This window comes from Enterobacter cloacae complex sp.6700776, assembly GCF_048284255.1.
In the GTDB taxonomy this organism is placed as follows: Bacteria; Pseudomonadota; Gammaproteobacteria; order Enterobacterales; family Enterobacteriaceae; genus Enterobacter; species Enterobacter intestinihominis.
In genome coordinates this window covers 63,150-80,620 of record NZ_JBLVYK010000016.1, presented here as the reverse complement: position 1 = coordinate 80,620, position 17,471 = coordinate 63,150, and the positions used below count along the sequence as shown (strand labels likewise).

18 protein-coding genes and 1 tRNA gene are annotated in these 17,471 nt (G+C 54.9%); 13 read left to right on the top strand and 6 right to left on the bottom strand.

Annotated elements, in window-relative coordinates; genetic code table 11:
* Positions 1 to 46 precede the first annotated feature (46 nt).
* From ACNQ0T_RS18715 to ACNQ0T_RS18705, 3 genes are read left to right on the top strand one after another with little or no spacing between them, the layout of a single operon-like run.
* A complete protein-coding gene (locus tag ACNQ0T_RS18715; protein WP_038415794.1) occupies positions 47 to 1,054 on the top strand; it encodes an ABC transporter substrate-binding protein in 1,008 nt (335 codons plus the stop codon).
* Positions 1,051 to 2,082, top strand: coding sequence for a FecCD family ABC transporter permease (locus tag ACNQ0T_RS18710; RefSeq protein ID WP_038415793.1), 1,032 nt, complete (start codon positions 1,051 to 1,053; stop codon positions 2,080 to 2,082). Before ACNQ0T_RS18715 ends, ACNQ0T_RS18710 begins: the two co-directional genes overlap by 4 nt.
* Positions 2,079 to 2,915, top strand: coding sequence for an ABC transporter ATP-binding protein (locus tag ACNQ0T_RS18705; protein ID WP_417930313.1), 837 nt, complete (start codon positions 2,079 to 2,081; stop codon positions 2,913 to 2,915). The genes ACNQ0T_RS18710 and ACNQ0T_RS18705 overlap by 4 nt, the downstream gene beginning before the upstream one ends.
* Here the strand turns inward: ACNQ0T_RS18705 and ACNQ0T_RS18700 are convergent.
* A tRNA-Ser gene (locus tag ACNQ0T_RS18700) sits at positions 2,902 to 2,989 on the bottom strand. The two genes, ACNQ0T_RS18705 and ACNQ0T_RS18700, sit on opposite strands and share 14 nt — an antisense overlap.
* A gap of 144 nt (positions 2,990 to 3,133) precedes the next feature.
* Positions 3,134 to 4,762: an ABC transporter substrate-binding protein gene (locus ACNQ0T_RS18695; RefSeq protein ID WP_022647664.1), complete on the bottom strand. Its 1,629-nt coding sequence runs from the start codon at positions 4,760 to 4,762 to the stop codon at positions 3,134 to 3,136.
* Positions 4,763 to 5,032: 270 nt separating this feature from the next.
* Here ACNQ0T_RS18695 and yccA point away from each other — a divergent pair, with 270 nt between their 5' ends.
* Entirely contained in the window at positions 5,033 to 5,692 is a 660-nt protein-coding gene (yccA, locus tag ACNQ0T_RS18690) for an FtsH protease modulator YccA (RefSeq protein WP_003858127.1), read from the top strand.
* 88 nt (positions 5,693 to 5,780) lie between these two features.
* Entirely contained in the window at positions 5,781 to 6,110 is a 330-nt protein-coding gene (gene tusE / locus ACNQ0T_RS18685; RefSeq protein ID WP_003858129.1) for a sulfurtransferase TusE, read from the top strand.
* Here tusE and yccX read toward each other — a convergent pair.
* Entirely contained in the window at positions 6,107 to 6,388 is a 282-nt protein-coding gene (gene yccX / locus ACNQ0T_RS18680; RefSeq protein WP_417930316.1) for an acylphosphatase, read from the bottom strand. The genes tusE and yccX overlap by 4 nt on opposite strands.
* A 93-nt stretch (positions 6,389 to 6,481) precedes the next feature.
* On the opposite strand from yccX, the gene rlmI reads away from it, so the two are divergent.
* A complete protein-coding gene (rlmI, locus tag ACNQ0T_RS18675; protein ID WP_023299749.1) occupies positions 6,482 to 7,672 on the top strand; it encodes a 23S rRNA (cytosine(1962)-C(5))-methyltransferase RlmI in 1,191 nt (396 codons plus the stop codon).
* Positions 7,673 to 7,732: 60 nt separating this feature from the next.
* Entirely contained in the window at positions 7,733 to 8,050 is a 318-nt protein-coding gene (hspQ, locus tag ACNQ0T_RS18670; protein WP_003858136.1) for a heat shock protein HspQ, read from the top strand.
* A 32-nt stretch (positions 8,051 to 8,082) separates the two neighbouring features.
* Here hspQ and ACNQ0T_RS18665 read toward each other — a convergent pair whose 3' ends face one another.
* Entirely contained in the window at positions 8,083 to 8,496 is a 414-nt protein-coding gene (locus ACNQ0T_RS18665) for a CoA-binding protein (protein WP_154848766.1), read from the bottom strand.
* Positions 8,497 to 8,667: 171 nt separating this feature from the next.
* On the opposite strand from ACNQ0T_RS18665, the gene csgI reads away from it, so the two are divergent.
* Both csgI and mgsA read left to right on the top strand, forming a co-directional pair.
* Positions 8,668 to 9,330, top strand: a complete 663-nt coding sequence (gene csgI / locus ACNQ0T_RS18660; protein WP_023305822.1) for a curli synthesis inhibitor — start codon at positions 8,668 to 8,670, stop codon at positions 9,328 to 9,330.
* Between the two features lie 80 nt (positions 9,331 to 9,410).
* Complete coding sequence (mgsA, locus tag ACNQ0T_RS18655) at positions 9,411 to 9,869, top strand: methylglyoxal synthase (protein ID WP_003858146.1); 459 nt, start codon at positions 9,411 to 9,413, stop codon at positions 9,867 to 9,869.
* A 53-nt stretch (positions 9,870 to 9,922) separates the two neighbouring features.
* Here mgsA and helD read toward each other — a convergent pair whose 3' ends face one another.
* A complete protein-coding gene (helD, locus tag ACNQ0T_RS18650) occupies positions 9,923 to 11,977 on the bottom strand; it encodes a DNA helicase IV (protein ID WP_417930312.1) in 2,055 nt (684 codons plus the stop codon).
* Between the two features lie 122 nt (positions 11,978 to 12,099).
* On the opposite strand from helD, the gene ACNQ0T_RS18645 reads away from it, so the two are divergent.
* Both ACNQ0T_RS18645 and yccS read left to right on the top strand, forming a co-directional pair.
* Complete coding sequence (locus tag ACNQ0T_RS18645) at positions 12,100 to 12,546, top strand: YccF domain-containing protein (RefSeq protein WP_022647660.1); 447 nt, start codon at positions 12,100 to 12,102, stop codon at positions 12,544 to 12,546.
* An 18-nt stretch (positions 12,547 to 12,564) separates the two neighbouring features.
* The gene (gene yccS / locus ACNQ0T_RS18640; protein WP_417930311.1) at positions 12,565 to 14,727 is read left to right on the top strand and encodes a YccS family putative transporter; all 2,163 of its coding nucleotides are present in this window, start codon (positions 12,565 to 12,567) and stop codon (positions 14,725 to 14,727) included.
* Here the strand turns inward: yccS and ACNQ0T_RS18635 are convergent.
* The gene (locus ACNQ0T_RS18635; RefSeq protein WP_023315767.1) at positions 14,684 to 15,310 is read right to left on the bottom strand and encodes a TfoX/Sxy family DNA transformation protein; all 627 of its coding nucleotides are present in this window, start codon (positions 15,308 to 15,310) and stop codon (positions 14,684 to 14,686) included. The genes yccS and ACNQ0T_RS18635 overlap by 44 nt on opposite strands.
* 217 nt (positions 15,311 to 15,527) lie before the next feature.
* On the opposite strand from ACNQ0T_RS18635, the gene sulA reads away from it, so the two are divergent.
* Together sulA and ompA are read left to right on the top strand one after the other, a co-directional pair.
* Positions 15,528 to 16,037 (top strand): SOS-induced cell division inhibitor SulA, encoded by a 510-nt coding sequence (gene sulA / locus ACNQ0T_RS18630; protein WP_032610196.1) that lies wholly within the window; start codon positions 15,528 to 15,530, stop codon positions 16,035 to 16,037.
* Positions 16,038 to 16,393: 356 nt separating this feature from the next.
* Positions 16,394 to 17,446: a porin OmpA gene (ompA, locus tag ACNQ0T_RS18625; RefSeq protein ID WP_017694761.1), complete on the top strand. Its 1,053-nt coding sequence runs from the start codon at positions 16,394 to 16,396 to the stop codon at positions 17,444 to 17,446.
* The last annotated feature ends 25 nt before the right edge of the window (positions 17,447 to 17,471 follow it).

Below are 17,471 nucleotides of genomic sequence, written 5' to 3'. Positions count from 1 at the left end.
CAATATATGTATTATGTTATAACATAACAATTTGGGATTGTGTTTTATGTTACTTAAAAAAGGGTTATTTCTGGCTTTATTGCTCTCCACGGCGCCTGCCGCTTTCTCAGCAACCTCCTGGCCCCTCACGATTGAAAATTGCGGCGTAAAGCAGACCTTTGCGCAGGCTCCTCAGCGCGTCGTGACCGTGGGACAGCATGAAACAGAATTACTGCTCGCACTGGGGCTGGAGAAAAAGATCGCCGCAACGTCGGTCTGGTTCGGCAAGCTCCCGGATCCGCTGGCAGATGCCGGGAAAAATATCCCTCGGCTTGCAGATAATTCCCCCTCATTTGAAGCCGTGGTGGGACAGAAACCTGAGCTCGTTCTCGCGCAGTATCACTGGCACATTGGTCCGCAGGGAGAAGTGGGCACCCGTGAGCAGTTTGCCTCGCTGGGGATTAATACGTGGATCTCTCCTGCCGACTGCACGGATAAAGCGGTGACGGAAAAGTCAAACGCAGACGGAGCACGCAGCGCGCCGTTTTCGCTGGCCGAAATCACACGGGAAGTGACAGATCTGGCGACGATATTTGATGTTTCCGCGCGAGGTGAGCAGCTTAATCATACGCTGACGGAACGTATCAAAAAGGCCCAGGCGCGCGTCTCAGCGAAACCGCTTCGCGTCGTATTCTGGTTCTCAAGTAGCCGTCTGAATGGCGATCCCTGGGTGGCGGGGAATTACGGCGCGCCTGGCTGGATCAGCCGCACGCTGGGGTTGAAGAACATTATTGACTCTCATGACGAATGGCCGGCTGTAACCTGGGAACATATTGCCCAGTCGCAGCCGGACGTGATTGTTATCGCCGGGATGTCCCGCAGGCTCTACCCTGCCGATGACGTTGAGGTAAAAAAAGCATTCTTGCGTAATGACCCGGTGACGAAGAACATGCCTGCGGTCAGGAACAACCACATTATTGTGGTGCCGGCGATGTCGTTAAACCCTTCATTACGTAACGTCGATGCGGTTGAGCTTATCAGCGAGCGGCTGGCTTCTTTCCGGGATGAACAATGAGTCATTTCGCTTTTGACCGCCGCCAGCAAGGTTTACTGGCAGCAGGCGTCATGGCGCTGCCGCTAATGCTGGTTTTTGCCGCCAGTATCGGTGATATGCCGGTGTCGTATGCCAGTACCGGGAAAGCGATCCTCAACGGACTGGGTTTGACCTCTTATGCGTTGCCACAAACGGAGGAGGGTATCGTCTGGCAATATCGCATGAGCCGGGCAGTGATGGCCGCGTGCAGCGGCGGTGGCCTGGCGCTGTGCGGGCTGGTGTTACAGTCGATCCTGCGTAACCCTCTGGCTGAGCCTTATCTGTTGGGGATTTCCGCGGGCGCCTCGCTGGGGGCCGTCTGCGTGATGCTTCTCGGCATGGGGGGAAGCGTGATTGGCGTGAGCAGCGGTGCGTTTGTCGGCTCCTGCGCCGCCTTTGCGCTCATCATGGTGATTACAAACGGGATGAGTGAAAGCCCCTCGCGCATTTTGCTGGCCGGTATTGCGGGCACCCAGCTCTTCAACGCCATGACCGCGTACGTCGTCAGCACGTCCGCCAATGCCGAGCAGTCTCGTAGCGTCATGTTCTGGCTGATGGGGAGTCTGAGCGGCGTGCGCTGGCCTGACGCGCTGCTGGCGCTGGCCGTTACGCTTGCGGGTTTACTGGTGGTATTGCTCTTTTCCCGGGCGCTGGACACCTTCACCTTCGGGGATGAGGTCTCCACCACGCTGGGGATCCCGGTTACCGCCGTGCGTATTGTTTTATTGCTGACCTGTGCCGTTGTCACCGCCACGTTGGTGAGCGCTACAGGCGCAGTGGGGTTTGTCGGGCTGGTCATTCCCCATGTGACGCGCATGCTATGCGGGCCGGGCCATCGCCGCTCGATCCCGCTGACGTTTCTCATCGGCGCCCACTTTATGATCCTTGCCGATATCGTCTCACGCACACTGATCGTGCACCAGGTTCTGCCCATCGGGGTGGTGACTGCGCTGGTGGGCGCCCCCGTCTTTGTGGCGTTGCTTTATCAAAACCGAAAGGAGCATCCATGAATATAACAGTGGCCGGGTTAACCGTAACCCGACAGGCGCAGACGGTGCTTAAGGATATCGATCTCGACCTGCCATCCGGGCAGATTGTCGGCCTGTTAGGGCCAAACGGCTCAGGCAAGTCGACGCTGCTGCGCTGCCTCGCCGGGCTGTTTCCAAGACACAGCGAATGTGTTGCGCTTAATGGCACAACGCTTGGCTTGATGCCGCTGAAAATACGGGCGCAGCACATGGCGTTTGTCCCGCAACATGCTGAGGTCGACGGGGAACTGACCGTTGAGGATATTATCAGGCTGGGGCGTACGCCCTACCGGAAAACATTCCAGAGAACCACGCGCGACGATGAGGCTGCGGTTGAACAGGCGATTGGCCTGATGCAGTTATGCAGCTTACGCCAGCGGCGATGGCACTCTTTGTCAGGCGGAGAACGACAGCGAAGTCAGATAGCCCGCGCACTGGCCCAGCAGCCGCAGGTGCTGTTGCTCGATGAACCGACAAACCACCTGGACATTCAGCACCAGCTGGAGCTGATGCGGCTCGTTTCACAGCTGCCGCTTACGGTGGTGGTTGCACTGCACGATCTCAATCTTGCGGCCAATTATTGCCAGCGTCTGATCCTCCTGAAGGCCGGGCAGATCGCAGCCACGGGTGCGCCCGAAGCGGTGCTGACGCCCTCGAACATCGCGGATACCTGGTGCGTAAAAGCTCAGGTCTGTAAGGCCGACGCCGGGATCACGATAAGCTATAACATGGGTAACATGGCGGAGAGCCAGAACAAAAGCAAAAACCCCTGCGATATTGCTATCGCAGGGGTTTCGAATTTGGCGGAAGCGTAGAGATTCGAACTCTAGAACCCTTTCGGGTCGCCGGTTTTCAAGACCGGTGCCTTCAACCGCTCGGCCACGCTTCCTAAGTGAGGCGAACTATAAACACCTCACCGCGCGCTGTAAAGGGTGCGCGCATTCGTTCGCTTTAAAAATAGCCAAAATGCGTTTAATCGGTTGAATAGACAACAGATTGGCCGTTTTACCAGCATAATATCCACCGCGGATCGTTAGTGCTTTTTGATGTACATATCTTTGGTGTAGTAGTAGCCAAGCTTATCCGGCGTGAAGCCCCCTACCCACGGTTTCACCAGGTGCGTGCGCACGTAGTGATAGACAGGGATCGCCGGCACATCGCGCCCCAGCAGATCTTCTGCCTGCTGGTAGAACTTACCGCGCTCCTCCGCCGTTTTCGCCTTCGCCGCATTCACCAGAGCCAGATCGTATTCCGGATTGCTGTACTGAGTGGTGTTTTGGCTGTCACCGGTACGGAAGTTATTCAGGAAGGTTGCGGCGTCATCGTAATCAGCAATCCAGGCGTAGCGCACCGCGTCAAAGTTATGGGTGTGCATGGTATCAAGCATGGTTTTCCACTCCTGGTTTTGCAGCTTCGCCTCTACGCCGAGGTTCTTCTTCCACATCGAGCTGGCGGCAATCGCAATACGCTGGTGCGATTCCGAGGTGTTATAGAGGAGATTAAAGCTGAGCGGATGGCTGTCGTTAAATCCGGCTTCGGCCAGCAGTTTTTTCGCCTCGGCAATGCGTTTATCCATCGGCCAGCTAGCGTAATCAGGGTTCTGTAACTTGACGCCGCCAATATCCGGCTGGCTGATGAGCCATGCCGGGCGTTGCCCCTGCCCTAAAACTTTCCCGGCGATAATATCTTTATCCAGCGCCAGATTCAGCGCCTTACGCACGCGGGCGTCGCTGAACGGCGGCCGGGTGGTGTTGAATTCGTAATAATAGGTGGCAAGCTGCGGCGATACGTCCAGCTCGTTCCCCAGCGTTTTCTTCAGCTGAGCAAACTGGTTGATCGGCACCGTGTAGGCGATGTCGATTTCCCCCGCTTTGTAGCGGTTGACATCAGCGGCTTCAGAGGAAATGGGCAGATAGGTCACCTTGTTGATGACGGTATGTGCGTTATCCCAGTATTTCGGGTTTCGCACCGCCACAATGCGTTCGTTCACCACCCACTGTGACAGTTTATAGGCCCCGCTGCTGACGAAGTGCTCCGGTTTGGTCCATTTATCACCGAAACGACCTACCAGGACTTTATCTATCGGCACCAGAGACGGGTGAGCCAGCATCGCCAGGAAAGCAGCATTTGGCTGGGTGAGCGTAACTTCCAGCGTGGTGTCATTGATGGCTTTCACTCCCAGCGACTCGGGTGCTTTTTTGCCTTCTGCGATATCAGTGCCGTTGACGATACGCATACTGCCGGGATAGCTGGCATACGGAGAGACGGTTTTCGGGTCGACCAGTCGCTGCCAGCTCCAGACAATATCTTCCGCGGTGATGGGGGTGCCATCGCTCCAGGTTATGCCCGGGCGCAGATGGAAAGTCCAGACGGTGTTATCTTTATTTTCCCATTTCTCCGCCAGGCGCGGCTGAATTTCACCTGCCGGAGAGACGCTGACCAGCCCGTCGAATAAATCGCTGATAATATTGAATTCGACATCGCTTTCGACTTTATGCGGGTCGAGCGAGGCGGGTTCACTGCCGTTGTTCCTGACCAGTTCCTGCTTATCTGCCAGCTGGGTTCCTGCCGGCACGTTAGCCGCCCAGGTTGCCGTGCTGGCGCACAGGACCCCTGCGGTTAACAAAGAGAGCGTAAAGTGCATGCGTGTTTGTGGTTTCATTTCCTTCGCCTTATTGTCTGTTTTTATGACGATCCGGAAATAACTCTTAGCGGCCTTAGGGAAATAACGCAATATTTTTCAGTGACCTATAAGAGGTTGATCTGAATACGCCTTGCATACCGCACTTCATTCTGAGTACAAAGGCTTTACCAGAATAAAAAACCAGCATAATCCCTAAGGGGCTGAGTAAAGATGGGTAAAACCACTTTGCGTCTGCCGCGCCGTTTCCTATTCTTTGCGCTAATTACATCTGTCATAAGAGAGTGACTCATGGATCGTATAATTACTTCTTCACGCGACCGCACATCGCTACTCAGCACCCATAAGGTGCTGCGCAATACCTATTTCATGCTCAGCCTGACGCTGGCGTTTTCGGCGATCACCGCGACGGCCAGCACCGTACTGATGCTGCCTTCTCCGGGCCTGATCCTGACGCTGGTGGGTATGTATGGTCTGATGTTCCTGACCTATAAAACCGCGGATAAACCGGTGGGTATTCTCTCCGCTTTCGCCTTCACCGGCTTCCTGGGCTACATCCTGGGGCCAATCCTGAACGCCTATCTGTCTGCCGGAATGGGCGACGTGATTGGTATGGCGCTGGGCGGTACCGCGCTGGTGTTCTTCTGCTGCTCGGCCTACGTGCTGACCACCCGTAAGGACATGTCCTTCCTCGGCGGTATGCTGATGGCGGGTATCGTGATTGTGCTGGTCGGTATGCTGGCGAACATCTTCCTGCAATTGCCTGCTCTGCATCTGGCAATCAGCGCGGTGTTTATCCTGATTTCATCCGGCGCAATCCTGTATGAAACCAGCAACATCATTCACGGCGGTGAGACGAACTATATCCGCGCCACCGTGAGCCTGTATGTGTCGCTGTACAATATTTTTGTCAGCCTGCTGAGTATCCTGGGCTTCGCCAGCCGCGATTAACTCACCGTGCTGTGAACAAAGCCCCGCTTATGCGGGGCTTTGTTTTTTTGGTAGACTGAGGCGGTTTTTGACTAACGCGTGAATGAATATGTTGAGTTTTGAAGGCAAAGAGATCGAAACCGATAACGACGGTTATCTGAAAGAGAGCAGCCAGTGGAGCGAAGCGCTGGCGGAGAAAATTGCGGAAAACGAAGGAATTACCCTCTCCCCGGAACACTGGGAAGTGGTGCGCTTTGTGCGCGAATTCTACCTCGAATTCAACACCTCTCCGGCTATCCGCATGCTGGTCAAAGCCATGGCGAATAAATTTGGCGAAGAGAAAGGCAACAGCCGTTATCTGTATCGCCTGTTTCCGAAAGGCCCGGCTAAACAGGCGACAAAAATTGCCGGCCTGCCAAAGCCGGTAAAATGCATTTAATAGCGAATACTGAAGTCAGCGTATTCCCGGCCGGGTTGATGCGGTTCCGTTAGCACATTATCAACCCGCGCGCTGCGCGGTCCGCCCGCTTTCAGCCACGCCACCAGCTTCTCTACCCGATCCGCCTCACCGCAGGCCACAACCTCCACGCTGCCATCATCCATGTTACGCGCATACCCCGTCAGTCCGAGCTGAAGGGCTTCGCGCTGGGTGCTGTAGCGGAATCCGACGCCCTGTACAAGGCCATGGACCCAGGCAATGGTGCATACATTTGACATCATCCTTCTCCTTATCCGACTGGCGCGTTGCATTTCCTCGCTGAAGTCGGGAAAATGGCGGCCATTTCATTGGAATCGACAGAATAGCAAATTATGAGTGTACGTTTAGTGTTAGCCAAAGGGCGCGAGAAGTCATTACTGCGCCGCCATCCCTGGGTCTTTTCCGGCGCGGTTGCCCGCATGGAAGGTAAAGCCAGCCTCGGTGAAACCATCGATATTGTTGACCATCAGGGGAAATGGTTAGCACGCGGCGCATACTCGCCTGCATCTCAGATCCGCGCGCGCGTCTGGACGTTCGATAAAGAAGAAGCCATCGATATCGACTTCTTTGTCCGTCGTCTGCAACAGGCGCAGCAGTGGCGCGAGTGGCTGGCAAAGCGTGACGGGCTGGACAGCTATCGTCTGATTGCCGGTGAATCCGACGGGCTGCCGGGCGTGACCATTGACCGCTTCGGCAATTTCCTGGTGTTGCAGCTGCTGAGCGCCGGGGCGGAATACCAGCGTGCCGCGCTAATTAGCGCCCTGCAAACCCTGTTCCCGGAATGTGCCATTTACGACCGCAGCGACGTGGCGGTACGTAAAAAAGAGGGCATGGAGCTGACGCAGGGCCCGGTCACCGGCGAACTGCCGCCTGCCCTGCTGCCTATCGAGGAGCACGGCATGAAGCTGCTGGTGGACATCCAGGGCGGCCATAAGACCGGTTATTATCTCGACCAGCGTGACAGCCGTCTGGCAACGCGCCAGTACGTTGCCGATAAGCGCGTGCTGAACTGCTTCTCCTATACCGGCGGCTTTGCGGTCTCTGCCCTGATGGGCGGCTGTGCCCAGGTTGTGAGCGTCGACACCTCACAGGAAGCGCTGGATGTGGCGAAACAGAACGTTGAGCTGAACAAGCTGGATCTGAGCAAAGCGGAGTTTGTGCGCGACGACGTGTTCAAACTGCTGCGTAAATACCGCGACCAGGGCGAGAAATTTGACGTTATCGTGATGGACCCGCCGAAGTTTGTAGAAAATAAAAGCCAGCTGATGGGCGCCTGCCGTGGCTATAAAGACATCAACATGCTGGCGATCCAGCTGCTGAACCCGGGTGGCGTTCTGCTGACGTTCTCCTGCTCTGGCCTGATGACGACAGATTTATTCCAAAAAATCATCGCCGATGCCGCAATAGATGCGGGTCGTGATGTACAATTTATAGAGCAGTTCCGTCAGGCCGCCGATCACCCGGTGATCGCTACCTACCCGGAAGGGCTGTATCTGAAAGGGTTTGCCTGTCGCGTCATGTAACTTGAAAAGAGAAATATTGCCCGCACATAGTGTGTATGTAATGTTTCCCGGGAGGTGACTATGATTGCCAGCAAATTCGGTATCGGCCAGCAGGTCCGCCACACCTTGCTTGGATATTTGGGTGTGGTCGTGGATATCGACCCGGAGTATTCCCTTGATGAACCGTCAGCAGACGATCTGGCCGTTGACGCAGAGCTTCGCGCCGCGCCCTGGTATCATGTGGTTATGGAGGGCGACGATGGTCAGCCTGTCCATACCTATCTTGCCGAAGCGCAGCTGAGTGGTGAACTACAGGATGAGCATCCGGAACAACCCACTATGGACGAGCTTGCTCAGACCATCCGCAAACAGTTACAGGCGCCAAGACTGCGTAACTAAAGGTGTAAAAAAGCCCGTCAAGCGGGCTTTTTTTATTTTGCCAGCCCCAGACGGGGGATGTCGATTGCCGGACAGCGATCCATCACCACCTTCAGCCCGGCATCGCGTGCCAGCACGGCCGCCTGCTCATTAATCACGCCCAGCTGCATCCACAGCGTTTTCGCGCCGATGGCAATCGCCTCCTGCGCCACGCCCCAGGCCGCCTCTGAATTACGGAAAACGTCCACCATATCCACCTTTTCCGGCACGTCCGCGAGCGTCGCATAGCCCTGCTGACCCAGCAGCGTTTTCCCCGCCACCTTCGGCGAGACCGGGATCACGTTATATCCCTGGTCCAGAAGGTATTTCATGACCCGGTAGCTTGGGCGATCCGGTTTATCGCTCGCGCCGACCAGCGCGATAGTGCGCGTGGACGTCAGAATCTCGACAATGTCGTTCTCTTTCATGCTGTTCCTCCTGGTTTTTTTCAAAGTGTACGTCAAAGCAGACATCTCAACCACGCATCCCATACAGAAGTATGAGGGCAAAACGGCAAAATATGTCTATATGTTAGTAAACGTGTTTATCGAAAAATTTTGATACATTCTTACCAGGTAGTTTGTCTACAGGAGTCTGCTATGAAAACCGGCATTGCCTGGGCTGTGGTTGCGTTAATCATGCCGGTTTGTGTTTTCGCAACCACCCTCAGACTCTCAACCGACATTGACCTGCTGGTGCTGGACGGGAAAAAAGTCTCCAGCTCCCTGCTGCGGGGCGCAGACAGCATCGAGCTGGATAATGGCCCGCATCAGGTGGTTTTTCGGGTTGAAAAGACGATTCGCCTCGCCGACAACGAACAGCAGGTGTACATTTCGCCTCCGCTGGTGGTCAGCTTTAATACCCAACGCATCAGCCAGGTCAATTTTCGTCTCCCGCACCTTGAAACAGAAAAAGAGTCACTGGCATTTGATGCCTCACCGCGCATTGAGCTGGTGGACGGGGATTCTATGCCCATCCCGGTAAAGCTGGATATCCTGGCGCTGACAAAAAGGCCAAAAGGAACAGATTACGAAGCGGACACGGAGATCTATAACAGAGCCAGCAGGCGCGCCTCCCTGCCCCAGTTCGCCACCATGATGGCGGATGACAGTACCCTGCTTTCGGGCGTATCGGAGCTGGATGTACTCCCTCCTCAGTCGCAGACCCTTACTGAGCAACGCCTCAAATTCTGGTTCCAGAATGCCGATCCGGACACGCGCGCCCGTTTTCTGCAATGGGCGAAACGACAACCTTCGTCGTAAGCCACATTTTTTCGTCCTTTCTCTTGCAGCATCAGTCAGTTCCCGTCATCGTGTAGCGAGGTAACCTCACGGATAAGATTATGGAACTGACAACACGCACACTTCCGGCGCGCAAGCACATTGCTCTGGTTGCGCACGATCACTGTAAACAAATGCTGCTTAACTGGGTTCGTCGCCATCAGCCTCTTTTACAGCATCATGCCCTTTCTGCCACGGGAACAACCGGCAACCTGATCCACCGCGAAACCGGTCTGGAAGTGAATGCCATGCTGAGCGGCCCGATGGGGGGTGACCAGCAGGTCGGCGCTCAGATTTCGGAAGGTAAAATTGACGTTCTGATATTCTTTTGGGATCCGCTGAACGCGGTTCCGCATGATCCGGACGTTAAAGCGCTGCTGCGTCTGGCGACGGTATGGAACATTCCGGTAGCCACCAATCTTTCAACGGCAGATTTCATCATTGAATCGCCGCAGTTTAACGATCCGGTGGAGATTTTGATCCCGGATTATCAGCGTTATCTTGCGGAGAGACTGAAGTAGTTTTTTGCCCGGTGGCGCAGCGCTTACCGGGCCTACAGAATTTGCCCGGCGCGTTACGGCTTTCTCGCCACCGGCACGTCAATACTTTTCAAAATATCGACAAACACCGACGGCTCCTCTTTGTTGAACAAGAGCCACACGCGATGGCGCGCGCGGGTTATCGCCACGTACAGTAAGCGCCGCTCCTCTGCATCCGGGAAATCTTCCGGAACAGGCAATAACGCCTCTTCCATCACGGATTCCCGCGCCGGTGCCGGGAAACCGTCGCTCCCCTCTTTCAGCCCCACCACAATTACGTAGTCGGCCTGCTGCCCTTTACTGGCGTGAATGGTCATAAAATCGAGCTGTAGTTTTGGCCAGCGCGTTGCCGCTTTTTCCAGCGCCGTCGGCTTGAGGTGGTGATAACGCGCCAGGACCAGAATCCGTTCATCCGGTTTCGCATAGCCGCTCAGTTTATCCAGCAGCGGTTCCAGCTGATCGTCCGCCAGCAGCGTGACGGCCTTTTTATCCCCCGACGTCAGGCTGTTAAGCGGCTTCAACAGCTGATGCGGGTTCTGCTGAATAAAACGGTTGGCAATTTCACCAATCCGCGAGTTGAAGCGGTAGGTGGTGTCCAGATCGCTGCGATCGCCTTCCCCAAAATAGTGATGGAAGGCCGTCGTGAGGGAAAGTTGCGCCCCGCTGAAGCGGTAGATAGCCTGCCAGTCATCGCCCACAGCAAACAGCGACGTGTGTTTATTCTGCGCCCGCAGCGCCGAAAGCAGCGCAGCGCGCTGCGGCGAAATATCCTGAAACTCATCCACCAGAATGTGTTTCCACGGGCTGACGAAGCGCCCTTTCTCCAGAATGATAATGGCCTGATGGATTAGCCCGGAAAAATCGACCGCGTTTTCGTCTTTCAGCGCGGTTTTCCACGCTTTCAGCATCGGCGCCATCAGTTTAACCCGCTTAGAAAACACGGCGCGGATCGACTCCGGTGCGCTTTCTATCATCTCCGCCTGAGAGCCGCCGTGCATGCGCATCAGGCTTACCCACCGGTCGAGACGAGAGCCCAGCCGGCGCGCCAGCTTTTCATCCTGCCAGAAACTGCCCTCCGGCACCTCCCAGTTGAGTTCCTCTTCAAGCCACTGACGCCAACCTTTCGCCTGCGCCTTTTTTTCACTGCACTGCTGACGCCATGCCTTGATAAACAGCGCCTGGCGAGCCTGAGCATCATTCTCCAGCTTGCTGACAACAGGGACTTTTTTGCTGCCCTGTTGAATAATGTGTAAAGCGAGGGAGTGGAACGTGCGCGCCGAGATATCCTGAGTATGCAAACGCGCCTGAATGCGCTCATCCATCTCCTGCGCCGCCTTGCGACCAAAAGCCAGCAGCAAAATCTGGTCGGCAACTGCCTCGCCCGTTGTCAGAAGCCAGCCCGCGCGCGCCACCAGCACCGACGTTTTGCCGCTCCCTGCGCCTGCCAGCACCAGTAAAGAGTGCTCGCCATTCACCACTGCGCGCGCCTGGGCAGGATTGAGAGGCGATGATTCCACCGTACTGAAGAAATCGGCATATTGCGTAAGCATCGCCTCAGTCCAGGCCTGGTTATGCGCCAGACGGCTTTTCTCGATATCGCTAAGCCAGGCCTGACACTTCCGCCACGCGTCACGGCAGTTATCAAATTCCTCAAGCCGCGCCACCGGTAAAGGCAATGCCGTCAGCGCCTGGGTGATTTTTTGCTGAAGCCCGGCGGTTTGCTGGCGCGTCAGCCACTTCTGCTGCGTATTGCTTAGCGCGATATCGTCCAGCACCTGATGCAGCACCTGTGCGGCAATCACGCTCATCTCCTGGCTCCACTGGTGCCAGCGCATGTTCAGATGATGGTGGAAGCGTTGGGTTTCCGCCCACTCGGTCCCGTGGAGTCGCACCACTTTCTCTGCCGGTAAAACGAACTCCAGCTCCCCCCATACCAGCCCTCGTTTACAGTGAATGGCCAGTAGCTGATTAAACGGAATAAGGTATTCGTGGCGTTCACCGGAGACTTTCACTCCCGCATTAAGAAGCACAACCTTGTCGTAAGGGTGCTGCGCCAGGCGTTTGCCCATTGAAGTTGCTTTCAGTTCCATATCCTGCCGGATCCACGAGGTCATAATTTGTCAGACAGTTTAACTGCCAGTTGTAAGGTGCTCCAGCCCAAAAAAACGTTACAATCACCGGGCGTTAATCATATCGAAGGAAATGAGGGTTTATGCGTACCGTTCTGAATGTGTTGAATTTTGTCCTTGGCGGTTTTGCCACCACCCTTTCCTGGCTTTTTGCCACCCTGGTGAGCATCGTGCTTATCTTCACCCTTCCGCTGACGCGCTCCTGCTGGGAAATCACCAAACTGTCCCTCGTTCCTTATGGAAATGAAGCCGTGCACGTGGATGAACTGGAGCCGGAAAGAAAAAATGCCCTGATGAATACCGGCGGCACGCTGCTGAATATTTTATGGCTAATCTTCTTTGGCTGGTGGCTGTGTCTGATGCATATCTTCGCCGGTATCGCCCAGTGCATTACGATTATTGGCATTCCGGTTGGCCTCGCTAATTTCAAAATTGCCACCATCGCCCTGTGGCCGGTAGGACGCCGAGTGGTTCCGGTCGAAGTGGCGCAAGCCGCGCGTGAAGCCAATGCCCGTCGTCGTTTTCAGTAATAAGGACTGGCCGCTCTCATGCTAAGCCCCCTGCTTCGTCGCTATACATGGAACAGTAACTGGCTGTATAACGTCAGGATATTTATCGCCCTCTGCGGCACCGTCGCTCTGCCGTGGTGGCTGAATGATGTGAAGCTCACCATCCCCCTCACGCTTGGGGTGGTGGCCGGCGCGCTGGCGGATCTCGACGACCGCCTGGCCGGTCGTTTGCGTAATCTGGTCATCACGCTGGTCTGCTTCTTTATTGCTTCCGCCTCCGTTGAGCTGCTTTTCCCGTGGCCCTGGCTGTTTGCCTTAGGGCTGACGGTGTCCACCAGCGGCTTCATTTTGCTCGGCGGCCTCGGGCAACGCTACGCCACTATCGCGTTTGGCGCCCTGCTGATTGCCATTTACACCATGCTGGGCGTCTCTCTTTACGATCAGTGGTATCAGCAACCGGTCCTGCTACTATTGGGCGCTATCTGGTATAACCTGCTGACCTTAACCGGGCATCTTATTTTTCCGGTTCGTGCCTTACAGGACAACATTGCCCGCAGTTACGAACGGCTGGCCCACTATCTGGAGCTGAAATCCCGGCTGTTTGATCCGGATATCGAAGAGGACAGCCAGGCGCCCCTGTACGATCTGGCGCTGGCAAATGGCCAACTGGTCGCCACGCTGAATCAGACCAAAGCGTCTCTGCTCACCCGTCTGCGCGGCGATCGCGGTCAGCGCGGTACCCGGCGCACCCTGCACTACTACTTTGTTGCCCAGGATATTCACGAGCGCGCCAGCTCCTCGCATGTACAGTACGCTGATCTGCGCGAGAAATTCCGCTACAGCGACGTGATGTTCCGTTTCCAGCGTCTGCTGTCGATGCAGTCTCAGGCCTGCCAGCAACTTGCGCGCTCAATACTGCTGCGCACGCCCTATCAGCACGATCCTCGCTTTGAACGCGCATTCAGCCACCTGGATGCGGCGCTCGATCGCGTTCAGGCCAGTGGAACTTCGCCGGAACAGTTCAAAGCCCTGGGATTCCTGCTCAACAACCTGAGAGCCATCGATGCTCAGCTCGCCACCATTGAGTCTGAACAGGCGATGGCGATGCCGGGCAATGACGCTGACAACCAGCTTGCCGACGACAGTCTCAACGGTTTCAGCGATATATGGCTGCGCCTGAGCCGTCATTTTACGCCGGAATCCGCCCTCTTTCGCCATGCGGTAAGGATGTCGTTGGTACTGTGCGTTGGCTACGCGTTTATCCAGATAACAGGATTGCACCACGGCTACTGGATCCTGCTGACCAGCCTGTTCGTCTGCCAGCCGAACTATAACGCTACCCGCCATCGGCTCGCGCTGCGTATTGTCGGGACATTAGTCGGGGTCGCCATCGGGCTGCCGGTGCTCTATTTTGTGCCTTCAGTAGAAGGGCAACTGATCCTGATTGTGATTACCGGGGTACTGTTCTTCGCCTTCCGCAATGTGCAGTATGCCCACGCCACGATGTTCATCACGCTGCTGGTTCTGCTCTGCTTCAATCTGCTGGGTGAAGGCTTTGAAGTGGCCTTCCCCCGTGTGATCGACACGCTTATCGGCTGCGCCATCGCCTGGGCGGCGGTGAGCTTTATCTGGCCGGACTGGCGTTTCCGAAATTTACCGCGCGTGTCCGACAGAGCAATGAACGCCAACTGCCGCTATCTGGACGCCATACTTGAGCAATACCATCAGGGTCGCGATAACCGTCTGGCCTATCGGATTGCCCGTCGCGATGCGCATAACACTGATGCAGAGCTGGCTTCCGTTGTCTCGAATATGTCAACTGAGCCGCGCGCCACGGCAGAAATCCGGGAGACAGCCTTCCGCCTGCTGTGTCTGAACCACACGTTCACCAGCTATATCTCTACCCTTGGCGCCCACCGAGAGAAACTGACGAATCCGGGCATCCTGGCACTGCTGGACGATGCCGTTTGCTACGTTGATGATGCGCTTCATCATCAACCTGCGGATGAGCCACGGGTTCACCAGGCACTGGATGAACTGGTGCAACGTATCGCACACCTTGATCCAGGCACCGACAACAAAGCTCCGCTGGTCCTTCAGCAAATTGGCCTGCTTATCGCTTTGCTGCCGGAAATTTGTCGGCTGCGACAGCAGATCGCTACCTGGCGGAATGATGGCCCTGCGACTCAGGCAGCGCATTAAACCACTCCGTAAGCTCCCGGCGAATATCCGCCGGGAGTGCCGCTTCATGTAATCCTTCAATCGCGCCTTCAAGCGCGAACAATACCCGGATACTCAGCGCTTTATTCTTAGAGCGCATTTTCAGCCAGCTCGTCTTCGCCCCCAACTGTCGTAGCGTCTCTTCATTAGTAATGCCCGCCTCCATAAGCAGGACCTCAATCTGAAAGGTCAGGTTCGGCAGATCTTTAAGCCGGTTACGCTGATGGCGCTGGTAGCGCTCTTTCCTGGCGGCATCGAGCGCAAACGAGGAGAGCTGAAGCAGTTTTTCCCTGTTTTGCCACAGACCTTCATCCACACGGTAGTAATTAAGCAGCACAGGACGTCCTCGTTTCATCAGGGTCAGAAAAGAGGACGCGTTTTTTACACAGTATTTTGCACTTTGCTCACAGGCGCGAAGGTAAAGCTCACCGTCAGACACCATCGCGAACACCGCTTCATCCACGGCCAGGGTATAACCGCCAAACAGGGCGCGATGATGAATTTCGCCCAGCGGAGAGAGGTATTCTTGAGATTGATAAATCCGTTCATAAGATATCTTTTTCATGATAATTCCATTAAAAATCATACAGTAACCACGATATTTCTTACTAACGGATCCGTTAGCAGGAAAATAGGCAACTTATTGCCGTTGGGCAAGATGATTTTTTCAGGTTCACCAGGAATGGATGAAATTTGCGAGTCGCTTTCCGAAAATGAGGTTGATCTTTATGCATACAGGGGTTACTGTATATCCATACAGTAACTACAGGGCTGGAATGAATATGTACACTTCAGGCTATGCAAATCACTTAACACCTTCTACTTCTGCCGCAGGTAATGCTGCGCAGAATTCTATCGGGCGTGAATCGACAGGGCTTATCAGTGAAGTGGTTTACCGTGAAGACCAGCCGCTGTTGACACAACTCTTACTCCTGCCGCTTTTGCAGCAGCTCGGGCAACAGTCTCGCTGGCAGCTCTGGCTGACGCCACAGCAAAAATTAAGTCGCGAATGGGTTCAGTCGGCTGGCCTGCCGTTAGCGAAGGTGATGCAGATTAATCAACTCTCCCCTTGCGATACGGTCGAGTCGATGGTCCGGGCATTACGTACCGGGAACTATAGCGTCGTGATTGGGTGGTTGCCTGAGGATCTGTCGCAAGAGGAACATTTGCGTCTGACTGAAGCGGCTGAAGAAGGTAACGCGATGGGTTTCATCATGCGGCCAGTTCGTGGAGATTCCTATCGCAGAGGACAACATCCCGGGCTAAAAATTCACTCAAATGTGTACCATTGAGTCATTTTAAGAGTTTTCCTGGAATTTTTTTCGACCGCAGTATGCAAAAAAAGTTCAACGCGCCAAAACTGCGGCAAGGCTTGTCTGACGCGGTTCTCGTTAATTTTACTGCACAAAATTCGTTCAAAAATTGTTAAATATTAGGTATACGGAACTTTTTTTTTCATATGCCTGACGGACTTCACACTTGTAAGTTTTCAGCTACGTTGTAGACTTTACATCGCCAGGGGTGCTCGGCCTAAGCCGAAGATATCGGTAGGTTTATATTTGACCACGCCCCCCGGTGAAGGATTTAACCGTGATTCCTCCGATGGAGATATTCATGGCAAATTTTGGATGATAACGAGGCGCAAAAAATGAAAAAGACAGCTATCGCGATTGCAGTGGCACTGGCTGGCTTCGCTACCGTAGCGCAGGCCGCTCCGAAAGATAATACCTGGTATGCAGGTGGTAAACTGGGCTGGTCTCAGTTCCATGACACCGGTTGGTACAACAGCAGCCTGAACAACGATGGCCCTACTCACGAGAGCCAGCTGGGTGCAGGTGCGTTCGGTGGCTATCAGGTTAACCCGTATGTTGGCTTTGAAATGGGTTACGACTGGTTAGGTCGTATGCCTTACAAAGGCGACAACGTAAATGGCGCTTTCAAAGCTCAAGGCGTACAGCTGACCGCTAAACTGGGTTACCCAGTAACTGACGATCTGGACGTGTACACCCGTCTGGGCGGCATGGTATGGCGTGCAGACTCCAGCAACAGCATCGCTGGTGACGACCACGACACTGGTGTTTCCCCAGTATTCGCTGGTGGCGTTGAGTGGGCAATGACCCGTGACATCGCTACCCGTCTGGAATACCAGTGGGTTAACAACATCGGTGACGGTGCTACCGTTGGTGTTCGTCCAGACAACGGCATGCTGAGCGTTGGTGTTTCTTACCGTTTCGGTCAGCAGGAAGATGCGCCAGTCGTAGCTCCAGCTCCGGCTCCAGCGCCAGAAGTACAGACCAAGCACTTCACTCTGAAGTCTGACGTTCTGTTCAACTTCAACAAAGCTACCCTGAAACCAGAAGGTCAGCAGGCACTGGATCAGCTGTACACCCAGCTGAGCAACCTGGATCCTAAAGACGGTTCTGTAGTGGTTCTGGGCTTCACCGACCGTATCGGTTCTGACGCTTACAACCAGGGTCTGTCTGAGAAACGTGCTCAGTCTGTAGTTGATTACCTGGTATCTAAAGGTATCCCAGCTAACAAGATCTCCCCACGTGGTATGGGCGAATCTAACCCAGTTACCGGTTCTACCTGTGACAACGTGAAACCACGCGCTGCACTGATCGACTGCCTGGCACCAGATCGTCGCGTAGAGATCGAAGTTAAAGGTATCAAAGACGTTGTAACTCAGCCTGCGGCATAAGTTATCGTCTTATAAAAAAACCCCG

Bases quoted from the DNA above. Each gene is read 5' to 3' on its own strand.
- ACNQ0T_RS18715 (WP_038415794.1), top strand. From the start codon at position 47: ATGTTACTTAAAAAAGGGTTATTTCTGGCTTTATTGCTCTCCACGGCG.
- ACNQ0T_RS18710 (WP_038415793.1), top strand. From the start codon at position 1,051: ATGAGTCATTTCGCTTTTGACCGCCGCCAGCAAGGTTTACTGGCAGCA.
- ACNQ0T_RS18705 (WP_417930313.1), top strand. From the start codon at position 2,079: ATGAATATAACAGTGGCCGGGTTAACCGTAACCCGACAGGCGCAGACG.
- ACNQ0T_RS18695 (WP_022647664.1), bottom strand. From the start codon at position 4,762: ATGAAACCACAAACACGCATGCACTTTACGCTCTCTTTGTTAACCGCA.
- yccA (WP_003858127.1), top strand. From the start codon at position 5,033: ATGGATCGTATAATTACTTCTTCACGCGACCGCACATCGCTACTCAGC.
- tusE (WP_003858129.1), top strand. From the start codon at position 5,781: ATGTTGAGTTTTGAAGGCAAAGAGATCGAAACCGATAACGACGGTTAT.
- yccX (WP_417930316.1), bottom strand. From the start codon at position 6,388: ATGTCAAATGTATGCACCATTGCCTGGGTCCATGGCCTTGTACAGGGC.
- rlmI (WP_023299749.1), top strand. From the start codon at position 6,482: ATGAGTGTACGTTTAGTGTTAGCCAAAGGGCGCGAGAAGTCATTACTG.
- hspQ (WP_003858136.1), top strand. From the start codon at position 7,733: ATGATTGCCAGCAAATTCGGTATCGGCCAGCAGGTCCGCCACACCTTG.
- ACNQ0T_RS18665 (WP_154848766.1), bottom strand. From the start codon at position 8,496: ATGAAAGAGAACGACATTGTCGAGATTCTGACGTCCACGCGCACTATC.
- csgI (WP_023305822.1), top strand. From the start codon at position 8,668: ATGAAAACCGGCATTGCCTGGGCTGTGGTTGCGTTAATCATGCCGGTT.
- mgsA (WP_003858146.1), top strand. From the start codon at position 9,411: ATGGAACTGACAACACGCACACTTCCGGCGCGCAAGCACATTGCTCTG.
- helD (WP_417930312.1), bottom strand. From the start codon at position 11,977: ATGGAACTGAAAGCAACTTCAATGGGCAAACGCCTGGCGCAGCACCCT.
- ACNQ0T_RS18645 (WP_022647660.1), top strand. From the start codon at position 12,100: ATGCGTACCGTTCTGAATGTGTTGAATTTTGTCCTTGGCGGTTTTGCC.
- yccS (WP_417930311.1), top strand. From the start codon at position 12,565: ATGCTAAGCCCCCTGCTTCGTCGCTATACATGGAACAGTAACTGGCTG.
- ACNQ0T_RS18635 (WP_023315767.1), bottom strand. From the start codon at position 15,310: ATGAAAAAGATATCTTATGAACGGATTTATCAATCTCAAGAATACCTC.
- sulA (WP_032610196.1), top strand. From the start codon at position 15,528: ATGTACACTTCAGGCTATGCAAATCACTTAACACCTTCTACTTCTGCC.
- ompA (WP_017694761.1), top strand. From the start codon at position 16,394: ATGAAAAAGACAGCTATCGCGATTGCAGTGGCACTGGCTGGCTTCGCT.